At 60.3% G+C, this 16495-nt stretch carries 17 protein-coding genes; 6 read left to right on the top strand and 11 right to left on the bottom strand.

Annotated elements, in window-relative coordinates; all coding sequences use genetic code 11:
* The first annotated feature begins 108 nt into the window (after positions 1-108).
* On the top strand, positions 109-627 hold the full coding sequence (locus FIU93_RS06250; protein WP_152505086.1) for a gamma-glutamylcyclotransferase: 519 nt from the start codon (positions 109-111) through the stop codon (positions 625-627).
* 45 nt (positions 628-672) lie between these two features.
* On the opposite strand, the gene FIU93_RS06245 is transcribed toward FIU93_RS06250, so the two are convergent.
* The gene (locus tag FIU93_RS06245) at positions 673-1380 is read right to left on the bottom strand and encodes a GntR family transcriptional regulator (RefSeq protein ID WP_023002539.1); all 708 of its coding nucleotides are present in this window, start codon (positions 1378-1380) and stop codon (positions 673-675) included.
* Positions 1381-1579: 199 nt separating this feature from the next.
* Between FIU93_RS06245 and FIU93_RS06240 the strand changes: the two genes are divergently transcribed.
* Positions 1580-3040, top strand: coding sequence for an NCS1 family nucleobase:cation symporter-1 (locus tag FIU93_RS06240; RefSeq protein WP_152505085.1), 1461 nt, complete (start codon positions 1580-1582; stop codon positions 3038-3040).
* Between the two features lie 87 nt (positions 3041-3127).
* On the opposite strand, the gene FIU93_RS06235 is transcribed toward FIU93_RS06240, so the two are convergent.
* The 4 genes from FIU93_RS06235 to ftsE are packed head-to-tail and all read right to left on the bottom strand — an operon-like array spanning position 3128 to position 6460.
* Positions 3128-3937: a 1-acyl-sn-glycerol-3-phosphate acyltransferase gene (locus FIU93_RS06235; RefSeq protein ID WP_209009568.1), complete on the bottom strand. Its 810-nt coding sequence runs from the start codon at positions 3935-3937 to the stop codon at positions 3128-3130.
* 24 nt (positions 3938-3961) lie between these two features.
* A complete protein-coding gene (locus FIU93_RS06230) occupies positions 3962-4687 on the bottom strand; it encodes a YdcF family protein (RefSeq protein ID WP_023002536.1) in 726 nt (241 codons plus the stop codon).
* A gap of 52 nt (positions 4688-4739) precedes the next feature.
* The gene (locus FIU93_RS06225) at positions 4740-5792 is read right to left on the bottom strand and encodes an ABC transporter permease (protein ID WP_055660539.1); all 1053 of its coding nucleotides are present in this window, start codon (positions 5790-5792) and stop codon (positions 4740-4742) included.
* Between the two features lie 8 nt (positions 5793-5800).
* On the bottom strand, positions 5801-6460 hold the full coding sequence (gene ftsE, locus FIU93_RS06220; protein WP_031270017.1) for a cell division ATP-binding protein FtsE: 660 nt from the start codon (positions 6458-6460) through the stop codon (positions 5801-5803).
* Between the two features lie 194 nt (positions 6461-6654).
* Here ftsE and FIU93_RS06215 point away from each other — a divergent pair, with 194 nt between their 5' ends.
* Genes FIU93_RS06215 through FIU93_RS06205 form a run of 3 tightly spaced genes read left to right on the top strand, consistent with a single transcriptional unit; the run spans position 6655 to position 8560 of the window.
* Positions 6655-7596: a zinc-ribbon domain-containing protein gene (locus FIU93_RS06215; protein WP_152505084.1), complete on the top strand. Its 942-nt coding sequence runs from the start codon at positions 6655-6657 to the stop codon at positions 7594-7596.
* A 2-nt stretch (positions 7597-7598) separates the two neighbouring features.
* A complete protein-coding gene (gene hpt / locus FIU93_RS06210; RefSeq protein ID WP_035907880.1) occupies positions 7599-8162 on the top strand; it encodes a hypoxanthine phosphoribosyltransferase in 564 nt (187 codons plus the stop codon).
* 2 nt (positions 8163-8164) lie between these two features.
* On the top strand, positions 8165-8560 hold the full coding sequence (locus FIU93_RS06205; protein WP_023002531.1) for a response regulator: 396 nt from the start codon (positions 8165-8167) through the stop codon (positions 8558-8560).
* 352 nt (positions 8561-8912) lie between these two features.
* Here the strand turns inward: FIU93_RS06205 and FIU93_RS06200 are convergent, their stop codons facing one another.
* The 4 genes from FIU93_RS06200 to argH all read right to left on the bottom strand — a co-directional run bounded on the left by FIU93_RS06200 (position 8913) and on the right by argH (position 14814).
* On the bottom strand, positions 8913-11495 hold the full coding sequence (locus FIU93_RS06200; RefSeq protein WP_209010294.1) for a TIGR02302 family protein: 2583 nt from the start codon (positions 11493-11495) through the stop codon (positions 8913-8915).
* A 138-nt stretch (positions 11496-11633) separates the two neighbouring features.
* A complete protein-coding gene (gene lysA / locus FIU93_RS06195; RefSeq protein WP_152505083.1) occupies positions 11634-12908 on the bottom strand; it encodes a diaminopimelate decarboxylase in 1275 nt (424 codons plus the stop codon).
* Between the two features lie 156 nt (positions 12909-13064).
* A complete protein-coding gene (locus tag FIU93_RS06190; RefSeq protein ID WP_145903830.1) occupies positions 13065-13265 on the bottom strand; it encodes a lipoprotein in 201 nt (66 codons plus the stop codon).
* Between the two features lie 163 nt (positions 13266-13428).
* Complete coding sequence (gene argH / locus FIU93_RS06185; RefSeq protein WP_023002527.1) at positions 13429-14814, bottom strand: argininosuccinate lyase; 1386 nt, start codon at positions 14812-14814, stop codon at positions 13429-13431.
* A 42-nt stretch (positions 14815-14856) separates the two neighbouring features.
* Here argH and FIU93_RS06180 point away from each other — a divergent pair, with 42 nt between their 5' ends.
* Positions 14857-15519 carry a TlpA disulfide reductase family protein gene (locus tag FIU93_RS06180; protein ID WP_152505082.1) on the top strand — a complete coding sequence of 221 codons (663 nt, stop codon included), beginning with the start codon at positions 14857-14859 and terminating at the stop codon, positions 15517-15519.
* 71 nt (positions 15520-15590) lie between these two features.
* On the opposite strand, the gene FIU93_RS06175 is transcribed toward FIU93_RS06180, so the two are convergent.
* Both FIU93_RS06175 and FIU93_RS06170 read right to left on the bottom strand, forming a co-directional pair.
* A complete protein-coding gene (locus tag FIU93_RS06175) occupies positions 15591-15803 on the bottom strand; it encodes a hypothetical protein (protein ID WP_023002525.1) in 213 nt (70 codons plus the stop codon).
* A gap of 135 nt (positions 15804-15938) precedes the next feature.
* Positions 15939-16199 (bottom strand): hypothetical protein, encoded by a 261-nt coding sequence (locus tag FIU93_RS06170; RefSeq protein ID WP_152505081.1) that lies wholly within the window; start codon positions 16197-16199, stop codon positions 15939-15941.
* Positions 16200-16495 lie beyond the last annotated feature (296 nt).

Raw genomic sequence — 16495 nt, 5'->3', positions numbered from 1 at the left:
CACACTGCCGACAAGAGCCACCTGCAAGACAGGCGCTGCCAGAGTGCCATTGAAACGACCGGTGCAGCTTGCTATCTCCGCAGCTGCGGTAACACAAGACAGGTCGATATGAGCGATTTTTGGGTCTTTGGCTACGGTTCTTTGATGTGGAACCCAGGATTTGATCACCAGCGCGCCGAACCGGCGCTGCTGCGCGGTGCACATCGCTCGCTTTGCGTCTATTCCTGGGTACATCGGGGTACGCAGCAGAGACCAGGTCTCGTGTTCGGCCTCGACAACGGCGGCGCATGCCGGGGCATCGCCTATCAGGTCTCCGGGGATATCTGGCCGCAGGTGCTGGAATATCTGCGCGCCCGGGAACAGACGACGATGGTCTACAAGGAGCACCATCATCACGTCGAGCTCGACAGCGGCGAGAAGGTGGAAGCGCTGGTCTACATGGTCGATCATGGCCATGCCCAATATGCGGGTTCCTTGCCGCTTGAAGAGCAGCTGGAAATCGTAAGAGGCGCTGTCGGCAAGTCCGGCGCCAATCCGGACTATGTCATCAACACCGCCGCCCACCTCCAGGAAATGGGCATTCCCGATACGGGTCTTGCCTGGCTGGCCGAGCGCCTGAAAACCTGAGCCAGGCTCAGGGACGGCAGTACAGGTCTTGCAGGATGCTAACGCTCAGGGAACACCCCACCAGCGCAATGTCTGCTCGCAATGATATTTCAAGGCTTGCACCGCAGCGGCCTCGTTCCGGGTTTCCAGCGCCTCGATGACCGCCAGATGCTCGTCCATCGCCGAGGCGATCCGATCCGCAAGAAACGGCCGCGCATGCTGGATGACGGCGATCCGGATACGGTTTGCGGCATAGGCAGCCGACAGCAGCGAATTTCCAAGTCCTTCACCAAGGTACGTGTGCAGGGACAGGTCCACCTCGATCGCCTTGGGCGGCAGGCTGGCCGCAGGCCCCGTCCGCACCTCGTCGCGCATGATCTCGTGACGCCGGCGCAAGGCGTCGAGGCCCTCCAGATTTCCCTGTGATATCCGCCGGCGCGCACCTTCCTGGTCCAGCACCAGACGCACGTCCAGACATTCGCGAATGTTGTCCGGGCTAGCTTCCATCACCTGCAGGCCGCGTTTGGGCACTGTCGTCAGGAACCCCTGCGAGCTGGCGTATTTGACGGCTTCGCGCACAGGCGCGATCGGATAGTCCAGCTGGTCGACAAGCTGGGACATCGACAGGAACTGGCCATTGCGCAGCGAACCGCTGCGCAAGGCTTCGACAAGCGCCTGAAAAGCCTTGTCGTTCAGCAATTCACCCTTGTTTGCGTCCTTCATTGCAGCTCCGTCGATCCGGTCCGGATGATCGCAGGTTGTCGCCACTGGCATTTCCAAGCAAAGCCGAAAGGACCTGCTTGAAATTCCGTATAGTCTGTTACCTAACATGCTTTGTAAAATGTTAGATGCAAGCACAAACTTTTTGCAATGCACAGCCAAGAGCTTCCTGCGTCCGGGAGAACGCAAGAAGACCTGCGAATGTCCGGAAAAACACCGAAGCCGCCGGGGATGCGGCCACATGGAGGAGACTATGGCGAATTTATCTGGCAAATCGGGTCCGCGAGACGGAGGCCTCTACAACGAGGACCTGGCGCCGATCCCGGCTTCGGAGCGCAAGTGGGGCGCCTTCGAAATCTTCAACGTCTGGAACAACGATATCCAGAGCCTGTTCGGCTACACGCTGGCCGCATCGCTGTTCATCACCTATGGCCTCAACGGTTGGATGGTTTTCGCGGCAATCGTGCTGGCCGGTTTCTTCGTCATGGTGCTGGTCAATCTCACCGGCCGCCCGTCGGTAAAGCACGGCGTGCCCTATCCGGTGATCGCACGCGCCTCGATGGGCGTCTACGGCGCCCGTTTCCCGGCGCTCGTGCGAGGTATCGTCGCCATTTTCTGGTATGGCGTGCAGACCTACTTCGCCTCCACGGCAGTTGCCTTGCTGTTCAACACGCTGCTCGGCACTGAGGGCGGCGCGGAATTCCTCGGCATGACAACGGTCGGCTGGATTTCCTATCTCATCGTCTGCGTCTTCCAGGTTGCCCTGTTCATGAAAGGCATCGACTGGGTCGGCAAATTCCTGAACTGGGCAGGTCCGTTCGTCTACATCGTCATGATCGCGCTGTGCCTGGTGATCTGGTGGAAGGCCGGCAACGGCATCTTCTCGGCTCTCGGCACCATCTTCGAAGGCAGCGAAGCAACCGACCCGCGCGGTCCTGTTGCGGCCTTTGTCGCGGTGGTCGGCACGATGATCGCCTATTTCGCCGCCGTCGTGATCAACTTCGGCGACTTTTCCCGCTTCGTGTCGGATGAACGCGCCATGAAGCGCGGCAACTTCTGGGGCCTGCCGGTTTCCATGGCCTTCTTCTCCTTCATCGCCCTGTTCGTGACGGCAGGCACCGTGGTGCTGTTCGGAGAAAAACTGGTGAACCCTGCTGATATTGTCGACCGTGTCGACAACGTCCTGCTGACGCTGATCGCTGCCGTCACCTTCTTTGCGGCAACGGTCGGCATCAACCTGGTGGCAAACTTCATTCCGCCGGCCTATGACATTGCCAACCTCAACCCGGAAAAGATCTCGGCCAGGACCGGCGGCATCATCACCGCTGTCATTGCCTTCTTCATCGGCGCGCTATGGGTGTCGGTCATCTCGAACATTGGCATTGCCGCTTTCGTCGATACCCTTGGCGCCTTCCTGGCACCGCTCTACGGCATTCTGGTCGCGGACTACTACCTGGTTCGCAAGCAGAACATCGATGTCGAGGCACTGTTTTCCTCCGATCCGGACGCCCGCTACCACTACAACAACGGCTGGAACATGAAGGCGATCTTCGCCTTTGCCATCGCCGCGCTGTTCTCGGTGGCAACGGTGTGGGTTCCGGCGCTGTCGGAACTCTCCGGCTACGGCTGGGTCATCGGCGCGGTTCTGGGTGGTGTGCTGCATCTGGGCCTGATGCGCCTGCAGACGGCTGAAGCCGGCAAGGCAGCACAATAAGGCAGCCCGAGTCAGGTTCAGGCGATCATCTCGCCTGGACCCCTTCAAACTGAAAGACCGTCTCAACGCATTGGGGCGGTCTTTTTTTCAGACCGGCTGTGCCTTGCGGCGCGTGTCGACTTCTTCAAGCACCGGCGAGGGCTTGCGGGCCGTGCGGGCTTCCTCGATCAGCCGATCGCTGGCCGTCTCGATATCCGTGACCATTCTTTCGTAAAAGGCATTGGGCGCCAGGCCTGGCTCGATCGGCGGCAGAATCTCGACAATCACCGTGCCCGGATAGACCTTCCACGAGGCGCGAGGCCAGTAGAGGCCGGCGTTGTGAGCGATCGGGACAACCGGGCACTTCAGGTCGCGGTAGAGATGCGCGATACCGAACTTGTATTTCGGCTCTGCCCCGGCCGGCCGGCGGGTGCCTTCCGGAAAGATCAGGATCTGGCGCTTTTCGGCAATCGCCTCCTTGGCGGCCAGCATCATTGCCGCCAGCGCTTCGGATCGCTTGCCCCGGTTGATAGGGATCTGTTTGAACTTGGCTGTGTACCAGCCGAAAATCGGTATCCAGCGCAGTTCGCGCTTCAGGATGAAGGTCGGGCTTCTAAAGAGGGGGATCAGTGCCACTGTCTCCCAGGCGGACTGGTGCTTCATGGCGGCGATGAAACCACCGTCAGGCAGGTTTTCCCGTCCCCGGACTTCCACCTTGATGCCCGCAAAGACACGCATGAGCAGCTGCAACACCCGTGACCAGGTCGGCACCACCCACCAGCCCCAGCGCCGCGGCAGCAGCATGACTGGCGCGAACAGGATCATAAGCACGAACGTGACGAGATAGAACAGGATCTGGAAAAGGGTAGAGCGCAGAAAAACCATGGCACCATAAAGACTGGTCGTGGGTGAAGCCACCGCTCGGCCGTGGTCCGACAGCTGTCAGCGCACACCCTGCACGGTAATCCGGAGTCGGGCGAGGATATACTTCACATATTCGCGCATGAGAAGCCGCATCGTTGCCGGTTCCCTGTACCAGCTGTCCAGCTTCAGGTCCTTGGAAAAGACCGGATAAGCAATCAGGGCGACATTCGGCAGGGCGCCGGCAAGTTCCACCTTGGCACGCGGCAGATGGTAGGCACTGGTCACGACCAGCAGGGACGAGAACCCGTTCTTCTTGACCCAGTTGGCGGTTTCCACCGCATTGCCCGCTGTATTGAGCGCGACCCGGTCAAGATCGACACTGTTTTTTTCCAGCGGCATGCTGGACGCTGTAACGGCGGCAAGCTGTTCACGCGTGGTGCCGGGATGAACGCCTGAAATCAGCAACCGGTTGGCACGGCCTTCTTCCAGGAGGCGGATTGCCTCGTTGACGCGGGCATGCCCGCCTGTCAGCACGACAATGGCATCCGCATTTGCGGAAGCCGGCACTCTGGCATTGGCAACCTTCTGCGCGAACATGGCGAACTGTCCGACCGTTCCCGCAACAAGAGCCGTGATGACGGCAACGAAAAGGATCCTGAGACCGAAGCGTTTCTTGCGCGCATCGCCGCTTGTGGCGTTCCTGCGTGCTGTGCCCTTGTCCTTTGATACGGACACACGCCGATCGCCAACGACGGAAGAACCGTCGTCCAGAACGGGGTCTAACACTGTGTCAGCATGGGTCATGGCGCGACTATGATAAGTGATTCGGCCAATTTCACGGCATTGTGCGATAAAATCAATCCACTTTTGCCAGATGGGCCTTGACGGCGAGGCCAGAAGTCAGGGCTGTCAGGATCGCGACGAGGAACACCACACCGAATACACCGAGGTAGCCGGGCAGGCTGACGGAGATGCCGCCGAAGAGAGCCGACATCTGGTCCGACCCCGCCTGGCCGGAGCTCTGCCGGGTCAGCATGTCAACCGTCAGAAAGGCCAGGATGGCCGCAACACCGCCGGAAACACCGCCCTTCAGGCCCAGCATCAGGAAGTGGCGCTGGAATTCACGAGCGATGAAACCGTCCTCCGCTCCAACGAAATGCAGAACGGAGACGACGTCCTTGTTGCCGGCCATGGCTGCCTGGGTCGCAAAGACGACGCTCAAGACCATCGAGCCGAGCACAAGCACCATGATCGCAAAGCCGCCCAGCACCACCGCGCCTGCCATGGCTGACAGACGAGATGTCCAGACGGAATGATCGTCGACACTCGCGCCCGTCACGCTCTGCGAGACCATCGAGCGCAACTGCGACAGGTTCAGAAGTTCCGGATCCCCGACCGTGATCTGAATGAGCCGCGGCACCGGCAGGCCGTCAAGCTGAAGGCCTTCGCCCAGCCAGGGCTCCAGCAGTGACTTGGTTTCGGCATCTGACAGGGCCCGTACGGAATCGATGCCCGGAAACTCCTGCGCAAGCGCAACGGCCTTGTCGATCTCCCGCAGCATGTCGACGCCTTCGGCCGGGCGGATCTGAATGGTGATCTCACGCACCAGATCGTTCTGCCACGCATCGGCCGCGTCCCATACAACCGACACCGCACCGACCGTCAGACAGGCCAGAAAACTCATGATGGCCACCACCAGCGTAAGAGCCCGCCCGGCGACTGCCTGCGGCGGAACGATCGCCGCGGAGGGCCGCAACTTGGCATCGTCCCCCTGCGGTGCTTCGTTCTTCGGCCTGGGTGCGGCCTTGCGCGCCGGCTTTCGGCCACGCTTCGGTCGTTCGGCTCGCTTGGGCGGGCGAACACTGGCGGCGCTTGCCTGTTTTTTGTCTGTGTCGTCGGACTGAGCCATCATGCCGCCTAATCGAAAATTGAGAGGCGCCCGTCGGCAAGCACCATGCGCCGGGCGTCCACCTGTTCCAGCAGCGCGATATCGTGGGTCGCGATGACGACAGAGGTGCCGAGTTTGTTCAATTCGATGAAAAGGCGCAACAGACGACGTGCAAGTGGCGGATCCACGTTACCGGTCGGCTCGTCCGCGAGCAGCACCTCCGGCCGGGTGATCAGCGCCCGCGCAATGGCCGCACGCTGCTTTTCCCCACCCGACAGCACCGGTGGCAGCACATGCATGCGGTCCCCCAGTCCGACCCATTTCAACAGATCAATCACATCGGAGCGGTATTCGGATTCGTCCTTTCCCACCACGCGCAGTGGCAGCGCCACGTTTTCATAGGTTGTCAGATGGTCCAGCAGGCGAAAATCCTGAAACACCACGCCGATCTTGCGCCGGAGCTTCGGCAATTCCTGCTTGTCGATCACGCTCAGGTCGCGGTTGAAAACCTTTATCAGGCCTCGGGTCGGGCGCAGGGACATGAACAGGAGTCGGATCAGGCTGGTCTTGCCTGCCCCCGAGGGACCGGTCAGGAACTGAAACGACTGCGGCTCGATCTGAAAAGTCAGGTCGCGCAGGATTTCCGATCCCATTCCGTATCTCAATCCGACATTTTCGAAGCGGATCACAAAATTACTCCTGTTGATGGCCCGAACGCTATAGCCTGGCCGTTAACGGTGCATTAATCATATAAAGGTCCATTAAGGACCTGAAAGCCCGTCATAGGATTTGCTTGGCCCTTGTCCAATATTTCGTGCCGGATTTCGACCCCCCGGTTCCAAAGTGAACCGCTAGAGCATGCCATGGCGAAAGGTCTTCGCACATGAAGATCAAATGTCCGGACTGCAGTACGTCCTACGAGATTAAGGTAGAGGCGCTTGGCCCGGAAGGGCGTAGCGTCAAATGCGCCAAGTGCGGCAACCGCTGGTTCGTTTCGCCCGACGATGACGAAGAAGGCGATGTTGCGTTCAGCGCAAAGAACGACGACGACGAAATTGCACCTCCTTCCGTTGAAGAAGATCCCGCAAAGGACGAAGCCGATTGGGCAGCCGACGCGGAAGAAGAAACGTTCGACGCGGAAGCGGATGACGAGGACGACGAACCCGAAGCCGCCGTCGCTCCCGAACCCGCAGCCGCCCGTACGGCAAGCGACGAGGCAAAATTCGCTGCGGATCTGAAGGAAGACGCCAGGACCGGTGAGCCTGAAAACAAGGCCGACATCGAATCCATGGCCAAGCGGCCGAAGATCATCGTCAATCCGAACAAGTTCCGGCGAGACCAGATCGGTGCGATCCTCAACTGGATCCTGCGGCGAAATTATCGGCGCATTGGCGGCGTTGCCCTGTTCGGCGTCGCGGTTGCGGCCTGTGTTTTGTTTGTCCTCATGCGAGACTCGCTCGTCAAACAGTCTCCTGACCTGGCAAGTCTGTTCCGGATGATCGGGTTTGAAGTCAATCTGCGCGGACTTGAATTCCGCAACCTGCGCACCTTCACCGAGGTCGAGGACGGCAAGAAGGTTCTCGTGGTCGAGGGATCGATCCGCAACCTGCTTGATGAACTGAACTCGGTGCCGGCCGTGCGCCTGTCGATCCGCGGTGCGGACATGCAGGAAGTTTATGCCTGGACTGTCGAGCCCAGAACAAAATCGCTAAACGCACTGGACGAAACCCGGTTCAGGACGATATTAGCCGACCCTCCGAAAACCGCGTCCGATATCCAGGTCCGGTTTGTTGAACGCGGCCAACGCCAGGTAGTTCTAGAGTGACCATGACATCAGATATCCATACTCTGTTCGATGAAGACGCCATTGCCCAACGTGTTGGCGCGCTCGCAGAGGAAATCGCCGAAGGCAAACCGCAAAATCTTTTGGTTGTCGCGGTTCTGAAAGGCAGCTTCATTTTTGCGGCCGACCTTGTGCGGGCAATGCACCGGGCAGGGCTGCAGCCGGAAATGGAGTTCATGCACCTGTCCTCTTATGGCGCCGGGACTGAAGGCTCCGACACCATCCGGATTTTGCGCGATGTTGAAAGTGACGTTAACGAGCGCGATATTATTTTAGTGGATGATATCCTGGAATCCGGTCGCACGCTCGCCTTCGCGCGGGAGCGACTGCTGAACAGGGGCGCACACTCGGTGAAGATCGCAGCTCTGCTGGATAAACCCGAGCGCCGTAAAGCTGCCATATCTGCCGATTATGTCGGTTTTGCCTGTCCTGATAAGTTTGTCGTCGGATATGGTATGGATATGGGCCACGCTTGGCGGCAGTTGCCCTATATTGGATACGTTGTCGCCCCGGACGACGGAGCGGCTGACGGCAACACAGGAGAGTGAGCATGGCTCGCATTCTTCTTACTGAAGACGATGAAGCTGTCCGCAGCTTCGTAAAGCGTGCCCTGGAGCTTGACGGTCATTCCGTTGAAGCGGCCGAGGATGGCGGCGAAGCCGTCGAAGTTCTGACCCGCGAGAAGGGCAGCTTCGACCTGCTGCTGTCCGACATCAAGATGCCCGTCATGGACGGCATCGCCCTGGCTCTGCATACGGCGCGCGACTATCCACGGCTGCCGATCCTCCTCATGACCGGCTTTGCCGACCAGCGTGAACGGGCCAATGGCCTGGAATCCCTGGTCCATGACGTGGTCACCAAGCCGTTTTCGCTGGCCGATATCCGCAAGGCCGTGCGCAACGCCATTTCCGGCGATCTGCCGAGCGAGACCCGCCGCTACGCGTAAGGCCTGCCGCCGCAATTCCGAAACCCAAGACCCCGCTTCGGCGGGGTTTTTGTTTGGGCTGATCACGCCGGTAGTCACCGTATTCCTTCAGAACACAGAGAATTGAGCAAGCGGCCATCCTTCGAGACAGCGCTTCGCGCTTCCTCAGGATGAGGGTGATCTTGCGGCAAAGAGATATCTGAATGTGGCTGGGCTCTCCGCGGGGCTTACAAAAGGCCTCACCCCAAAAGACAACCTCATCCTGAGGAGCGCACGTGCGCGCGTCTCGAAGGATGGGCACAAACACATACATAACCGTCAAAAACAACTGACCCCGCCGAAGCGGGGTCGTGAACCTTTGTCAGAAACGGGCCTAGTACCGCTTCAGGAGCCGTTCCAGATAATCGAGCTCCAGCTGCGGCCGGGAAGGATCGGAGAAGCGGCGGCGGAGCTCTTCCAGGATCCTGCGCGCCCGCTGAACATCGATCTCGTCGGGGATGCGCACCCTGTTGTTGAAGTCCGGGCCCTCGGTGCGCCGCGGACGGCCAAGAGGGTCTTCGTCCATCGGCGACGCACCGTTGGGCGATCCCGGGCCTTCGCCCTGACCCATCATCTGCTCCGTCAGGCCTTGAGCGCCGCGCCGAAGGGCATCCAGGGCGTCGCCCTGCTCGCCGAGCGCCTGCTGACCCTGTCCATCACCCAGGGACTGCTGAGCCTCGCCCATGGACTCGCCGGCTTCGCCCAGCGCCTGGTTCTGGCCCATGCCGTTCTGGCTAAGCTGGTCCATGAGTTCCTGCAGCCGCTGTGCCAGGTCACCCTGGCCCTCCTGAAGCTGCTGAAGCATCTGTTCCAGTTGCTCCTGGGTCAGCTGTTGTCCCTGGCCCTGCTGTTGCTGACCGGGTTGCTGCTGTTGACCGCGGCGCTGCTGCTGCTGATCCTGGTTGAACTTGTGGGTTTCATCCATCAGCTGCTGTTGCCGCTGGATCATTTCACCCAGCTGGTTGAGCATCTCCATCATTTCGCTGGACATGCTGTTGGGCATCATCTGCGGCCGACCTGCTTGCAGGTTTTCCAGCATCTGCTGCATCTGTGCCAGCAGCTCGCGCGCGGCATCACGGGAGCCGGTACGCGCCAGTTCCTCGATCCGGTCCAGCATTTCGCTCAGGTCCTGTTCGCTGAGCGTCTGCTGATTGCCGTCGAAAGGCTGCATGGCCTGCGGGTTCTGGCGCATCTGCTCGGCCAGTGCCTGCATGTATTCGTTCAGGGCTTCCCGCAACTGCTGGGTCAGCTTGGCGATTTCCTCGTCGCTCGCCCCTTCTTCCAGCGCCTTGCGCAGGGCCTCCTGGGCATCACGCAGCTTGCGTTCGGCTGCGGAAAGGTCACCGTCCTCGATCGACAGGGCCAGGTCCCACAAGAGCGGCAACAGGGCCTTCAGGTCTTCGTCTGTCTTTGCGTTAACTAGAGAGCCATAGGCAAAGCGCATGCCCAGATAGTTGCGCGGCTTGAAGTCGAACATTTCCGGCGCCAGCATCAGGGCGTCGAACGCGATGATGACCTCGCCCTGGCTCTCGGCATCAAGCGCAAGATTACGGCGCTGTTCGACGACAGCGCGGGCCAAGGGCTTGCCGAAGCGTCTCTGGGGCAGGGTAATGCGGTACGCGGGCGACTGCCCTTCCTGACCGGCCTGGTCACGTGCCAGCAGCGACAGATTGACTTCAGAACCGGCCCAGGGATGCGACGTCAGGTCCCGGATGGTTTCCGCCGTCTTGGCTGTGCCGGCGCGCGGCGGCAGTGAAAGTGGGAACTGGGGTGCTTCCACAAGCGGGCGCGGAGCCCGGTTGTTGTTGTCCGGATTAGGCAGGGGCGCGATGCGAGCCTCGGCGGCGACAACGCCATAGTCGTCATTCACTAGATAGGAAAACTTGAGCGCACCGCTGAGCTGTTCTTCAGGATCGTCCGTCAATCGGATGTCCGGCGCATCGTCCGGCTTCACCGCAAAGACATAGCTCAGCATCGGCTCTTCGCCGTTGAGCAGCTCGACGATACCGGTGGTTTCCAGCTCGAGCCGGCGTTCAACCGGCAAAAGCGTTTTCAGATCCGGGTCTTCCGTCTCTGTCCCAAGTTCAGGTTCGATCACCTGAGGCTCGGCGTCTTCCGCACGGGCGTAGGTCATCTTGAGATCACGTGCGCCTTGCGTGCGAACCACAAGTATCGACCCTTCCGGGACGGAGATCGGCGCACCCGGGTCGCGCAACTGGGCGCTTTCGCCCGTCAGGTAAATCGGCGGTTCGCTGGTATAAAGCGGTGGCGTGACCCAGGCATCGAGACGGCTGGGCGGTTCCACTGTCTTGAACGGATTCTGAAAGGCCGAGACCAGCCGGCCGAAATGATCGCCACTTGCTGTCGAAAAGCCGATCAGGAGTACACTGGCGGCCAGGACACGAAAGGCCCAGGGATCACGGCGGAACGCTTGCGGATCCGGCGCTTTCGAACGGATCGCGGCAACTGCTTCGGCTGTGCGACGTTGGTGCAACGCCCAGATGGCCTGGCTTTCGCGATCGCTCGCACCGACCGACAATTCGTCTTCAAGCGTTGTCAGGGGACGATGGGTACGGCCTGAGGATTTCTCGACCCGGGAAAGCGCATCCTCGCGCGTCGGCCAGGCAAGGTGGAAGAGATCCCGCGCCGCCCAAACGGTGGCGGCAGCGAATACGAGAAGCCCGAGCGGGCCTGCCCAGGCGGGAAGAACCAGCCACAGACCAAGCCAGGACAGCCCGACAAACAAACCGAGTACCACCAGCACCGGAAGCAGAGCACGCCACAGGCGTTCGATGAACAAGGCACGGCGGCTTTGGCGCACCAGCCTGTCCAGCCGGGATCGGATCAAGGCCCGCCAGCCGTAGGTCTCGGAAGAAATCTGCCGTTCTTGATCGGGATCGCTGTCGCTCGGGCTCAATGGCACCTCCGGTTTTGCCCCCCGAACTGCCCGTTTCTCCGGAAACGCAGCCCGCTGGACCTGCCCACCATACAATAAGGTGAGGCATAGCGGGCTGTCCGGCAACCTGTCGGTTCAACTAATTGTCAGCTGATCTGTTCACGAACCCTTGAGCCAGTCCGGAATCCGGTCCAGACCGAGCAGGTCTTCGTAGCTGGTCCGGGGTCGGATAACGGCAAATTGGTCTGCATTTACGAGCACTTCTGGCACCAGAAGCCGCGAATTATACGTGCAGGACTGGACTGCGCCATAGGCGCCGGCCGAGTAGACCGCCAGCATTTCCCCGGCCTCTACCCTGGGCATATCCCGGTTCTGGGCCAGAAAATCACCGGTTTCGCACACCGGACCGACGATATCGGCCTTGATTCGGTCTGTTTCTTCCCCCGGTTCGCGCACCGGGCGCACCTCGTGATAGGCCTCGTAAAGCGTCGGACGGATCAGGTCGTTCATGGCGGCATCGACAATGACGAAATTCTTGTCGGCGCCTTCCTTCACATAGACGACTTCGGTAACCAGGATGCCGGCGTTGCCGGCAATCATGCGGCCCGGCTCGAACATGACCATGCAGTCCAGTTCGCGCACATGCTTCTTGACCACCTGGGCATAAGCGTCCGGATGCGGCGGCGGATTGTTATCGGTGATATAGGGGATGCCCAGTCCGCCACCGAGATCGACATGGTCGATCGTGTGGCCTTGCGAGCGCAGATCCGTGATCAGCTCGCCCAGACGCGCAAATGCGTTGTCGAAAGGCTCCAGCTCCGTGATCTGCGATCCGATGTGCATGTCGATGCCGGTGACCTTGATACCGGGCAGAGCCGCTGCCTCGGCATAAACGTCACGTGCACGCTGCCAGGGAATACCAAACTTGTTCTCGGCCTTGCCGGTCGCAATCTTGGCATGGGTCTTGGCATCGACATCCGGGTTGATGCGCATGGACACCCGTGCGGTCTTGCCCATTGCAGTGGCAACCCGTGACAGCTGGCGCAACTCGGGCTCGGACTCCACGTTGAAGCACAAGATGTCTTCCTGCAGCGCGTAGGCTTGTTCGGCCTCGGTCTTGCCGACCCCGGAAAAGACGATCTTCGACGCGGGAACGCCCGCTGCCCGTGCACGGCGCAATTCGCCTTCCGACACAACGTCCATGCCGGCGCCCAGCTGTGCAAGCGTCTTCAGGACCGCCTGGTTGGAATTTGCCTTCATTGCATAGCAGACCAGCGACGGGATATCGCTGAATGCGGCGGCAAACACCTGGTAGTGACGGGTGAGCGTTGCCGTGGAATAGCAGTAGAACGGCGTTCCGACTTCGCGCGCGATCGTCTCGATCGCCACGTCTTCGGCAAACAGCTCGCCATTCTTGTAATCGAAGTGATGCAAGGGACGGCCCTCATGCGGCTGGATCAGGTTCAGGGCCGGTCGGTGTTACCAGACCGTTCGTAAGCTGATCGGCATTGAAACGATGGAGCGTATCGGTTGCCTCGGCAGAGCCGGCTTGCTCCGATGCGCAGCCGGCTCTGCCGCTGCGCGCATGGTTTATCGGATCATGAAATCCAGGAAAAAGGGCTTGTCGCTTTGCGGCGCTTCCGGCTGAACCGGTGCTGCCACAGCGGGATCAACCGCGGCGTCCGCCTGCTGCACAGGCGCTCCCGGGTTTTCCAGCCCGCCCTTGCGGCCACACCCTGCCAGGGTCACGCTCAGGCAAAGACCGACCAGAGCCAGGGTTTTGAACCGCATTGTCATCACCATCATGCCTTTTTGGATCGACTGCCCCGCGTCCGGGCAGACACGGGAGTTCTTACAAAGTCACATACCGGTCCTTCTCCTCGCATGACACGGCGCGTTCGGCAAGACCAGTTCGCGCCGTGTGTTGCGGGGAAAGCCGACCTTCAATGGGCCATCAGGCCTTTGCCAGCTCTTTCAGCCAGCGGCGTGCCTGCTTGCGTACGTTTACCGGCGACGTGCCGCCATAGCTGGTTCGGCTGCGTACGGATTTGTCGACGGACAGCACCTGGAAGATCTCGTTGGTGATCTTCGGCTCCACCGCCTGCATCTCTTCCAGCGAAACCTTGTGCAGTTCGATGCCCTTCTCGACGGCAATCGCCACGATGCGCCCGGTCACGTGGTGGGCGTCGCGGAACGGCAGACCGAGAACGCGAACCAGCCAGTCGGCGAGGTCCGTTGCAGTCGAATAGCCAGAGCCTGCGGCCTTCTTCAGCGCCTTGGTGACAGGCTCCAGATCGCGGATCATGCCGGTCATGGCCGCAAGAGCCAGGGAAACGCTGGCCAGGCCGTCGAAAGCCTGCTCCTTGTCTTCCTGCATATCCTTGGAATAGGCGAGCGGCAGCCCCTTCATCATCACCAGAAGCGCTTGCAGGGAACCGTAGATGCGGCCCGACTTGGCACGCACCAGTTCCGCCGCATCCGGGTTCTTCTTCTGCGGCATGATCGACGAACCGGTCGAAAACTTGTCCGACAGTTTCACGAAGCCGAACTGCGCCGAGCACCAGATGACGATTTCCTCGGCAAGGCGCGACAGGTGCATGGCGGTGAGAGATGCCGTCGCCAGCGCCTCGATGACGAAATCACGGTCGGAAACGGCATCGAGCGAATTGGCAGACGGACGGTCGAAACCGAGTGCCTTGGCGGTCATGTGCCGGTCGATCGGGAAGGACGTGCCGGCTAGCGCCGCGGCACCAAGCGGGCATTCGTTCATGCGCTTGCGCGCATCGCGTACACGGCCCCGGTCGCGGCCGAACATTTCAACGTAGGCCAGCATGTGGTGTCCGAAGGTCACCGGCTGGGCCGACTGCAGGTGCGTGAACCCGGGCATGACGTCGGCAGCATGGGTTTCCGCCTTTTCCGCCAGGGCCTGCATCAGCTCACCCAGCTGGTCGTCGAGTGTATCGAGCGTGTCGCGCACCCACAGGCGGAAATCGGTCGCCACCTGGTCATTGCGTGAGCGCGCCGTGTGCAGGCGTCCGGCAGCCGGGCCGATCAGCTCGGCGAGGCGCGCCTCGATGTTCATGTGGATGTCTTCAAGCGCGCGGGAAAACTTGAATTTGCCGCTTTCGATCTCTGACAGGATTGTGTCTAGACCTTGAACGATCTTGTCGGCATCGTCCCGCGTCACAATGTCTTTTTCCGCGAGCATGCGCACATGGGCTTTCGAGCCGTCGATGTCCTGCTTATATAGCTTCCGGTCGAAGTCGATGGAGGCGTTGATCTCCTCCATGATGGCGTCCGGTCCCTCAGCGAACCGGCCTCCCCACATGCGATTGCTCATGTCCTGTCCCTTAGAAGGCGCCCCCTTGCGGGGTGTGAACGAATGACAAAGCCAACCGAACCAGCGAAAACCAACAGACGCGGCATTGTTGCCGCCGGGCTTGCGGGTGCAGTGGCCGCCGTAGCGGCTCTATACGTGATCGCTGGACCGAATGGCAACATCGCCGGTGCGCAAAGCTGTTCGGCTGCGCTCGATTTTGCGGCGGCGGCCAAGCCATTTGCCACTGGAGAAGTAGCCGCCTTCCTTCCGGCAAGCGCGCCGCTGGACCTTCAGCACCTGACCTTCAAGGGGCCTGACGACCAGCAGATGGCGCTGTCGGACTTCGGCGGCAAGACAGTGCTCCTCAATCTCTGGGCAACATGGTGCGCCCCGTGCCGCAAGGAAATGCCGGCCCTGGACGAGCTGCAGGCGGAGATGGGAGACGACAATTTCGAGGTGGTTGCGGTCAATCTCGACCGGGGCGGACCGGAAAAGCCGAAAGACTTTTTGAACGAGATCGGCGTCGGCAATCTCACCTTCTATCAGGACAGTTCGAACGATCTTCTGAAGGACCTTCGCAAGGTTGCGCGGGCAACCGGTTTGCCGACAACCATTCTGGTTAGCCCGAAGGGCTGCGAGATCGGCACCATGTACGGCCCCGCCGAATGGGCCTCCGGCGAGGCCAAGGCGCTTATTAAAAACGCAATGGCGGCCCCGGACGCCTGACGTCCGGCTGCCGCCAGAAATATCAAGATCATCAGCCCTTTCGAAGCCGGTGGAGGTGACCCTCCGCCGGATCAGACGCTGATGTCGACCGCGTTGCCCAGACCTGGAATGCGGCGCGACTCGCGCCGGTCTTCTTCCTGGGTTGCCTGGGCCTGTTCCAACCGCTCGGCAACCTGGCGTTCCTGCTGGTTCTGGTCCTTTACCGCATTGGCAGCAAGTTCGCTGCGAACACTTGCAGCGCTGTAGGCGGCCGAGGAAGAGGAACTGTCGATAGCACTCGGCATGATGGGTTACTCCTTCGCCGTGGTGATGAGGCTTGTCCGCAGCCGTTGGTCACCCGTCATCCTTGCAATCGGGCAACTCGGCTTTTGTTCGTTCGTCTTATGCTTCCAGTCGGCTTGTCCGGAAGATGCGCCACATCAGGCCAGGATGTTGACCTGTAATCCGACACCATCTTCCAGCCGACGCGTTTCCGCGCGATCTTCCAGTTGCTCAGCTTGCCGGCTCAGGAATTCTGCCCGGTTCGTGCTGAAACTCGCCTGGCGTTGCGCAATCACGGCTGCAGCTTCAGAGCGTTTGGTCTTGAACGCTTCGGCTTGTTCTGCAACCTGGCCCGCACGCGTGTTGGCCTGGTTCGGCTGATACGCCTGGGATGCTCCATATCCTATTGCTTCAGGCATGGTCGTTCCAATCCTTGGATACGATTTCAAACTTCATCTTCTATGAAATACCTGAATTCAAAGGTAAATTTCCAAAACAACTCTCAGAGTTGCTGACTCAATTACTGAATTGGTCAGGATGTTTTTCTTAAAACTTTACGTAATTATGGATAAGCATTTGAAAGACAGGAACTTTCAGAAGCATCTTTCGAGAAGTGTTTTTCAGGCTTCACCCGAAAAAAGACACCCGGCGGAGCAACGAAAACGGCCCGTGCGGGGCAAATCCGCACGGGCCGTTAACAAAACCGCAAAGGAAC

Origin of the sequence: Labrenzia sp. THAF35, from assembly GCF_009363595.1 — a bacterium.
Taxonomy (GTDB): Bacteria; Pseudomonadota; Alphaproteobacteria; order Rhizobiales; family Stappiaceae; genus Roseibium; species Roseibium algicola.
The sequence above is the reverse complement of the archived record's forward strand: the minus strand, read 5'-3'. Positions and strand labels throughout refer to the sequence as shown.

What these genes read in the sequence shown, in the direction of transcription:
- FIU93_RS06225 (WP_055660539.1), bottom strand. Translation starts at nt 5,792, where the DNA reads ATGGCTCAGTCCGACGACACAGACAAAAAACAGGCAAGCGCCGCCAGT.
- FIU93_RS06190 (WP_145903830.1), bottom strand. Translation starts at nt 13,265, where the DNA reads ATGCGGTTCAAAACCCTGGCTCTGGTCGGTCTTTGCCTGAGCGTGACC.
- FIU93_RS06240 (WP_152505085.1), top strand. Translation starts at nt 1,580, where the DNA reads ATGGCGAATTTATCTGGCAAATCGGGTCCGCGAGACGGAGGCCTCTAC.
- argH (WP_023002527.1), bottom strand. Translation starts at nt 14,814, where the DNA reads ATGAGCAATCGCATGTGGGGAGGCCGGTTCGCTGAGGGACCGGACGCC.
- FIU93_RS06215 (WP_152505084.1), top strand. Translation starts at nt 6,655, where the DNA reads ATGAAGATCAAATGTCCGGACTGCAGTACGTCCTACGAGATTAAGGTA.
- FIU93_RS06205 (WP_023002531.1), top strand. Translation starts at nt 8,165, where the DNA reads ATGGCTCGCATTCTTCTTACTGAAGACGATGAAGCTGTCCGCAGCTTC.
- FIU93_RS06245 (WP_023002539.1), bottom strand. Translation starts at nt 1,380, where the DNA reads ATGCCAGTGGCGACAACCTGCGATCATCCGGACCGGATCGACGGAGCT.
- FIU93_RS06230 (WP_023002536.1), bottom strand. Translation starts at nt 4,687, where the DNA reads ATGACCCATGCTGACACAGTGTTAGACCCCGTTCTGGACGACGGTTCT.
- FIU93_RS06180 (WP_152505082.1), top strand. Translation starts at nt 14,857, where the DNA reads ATGACAAAGCCAACCGAACCAGCGAAAACCAACAGACGCGGCATTGTT.
- FIU93_RS06250 (WP_152505086.1), top strand. Translation starts at nt 109, where the DNA reads ATGAGCGATTTTTGGGTCTTTGGCTACGGTTCTTTGATGTGGAACCCA.
- hpt (WP_035907880.1), top strand. Translation starts at nt 7,599, where the DNA reads ATGACATCAGATATCCATACTCTGTTCGATGAAGACGCCATTGCCCAA.
- FIU93_RS06175 (WP_023002525.1), bottom strand. Translation starts at nt 15,803, where the DNA reads ATGCCGAGTGCTATCGACAGTTCCTCTTCCTCGGCCGCCTACAGCGCT.
- FIU93_RS06170 (WP_152505081.1), bottom strand. Translation starts at nt 16,199, where the DNA reads ATGCCTGAAGCAATAGGATATGGAGCATCCCAGGCGTATCAGCCGAAC.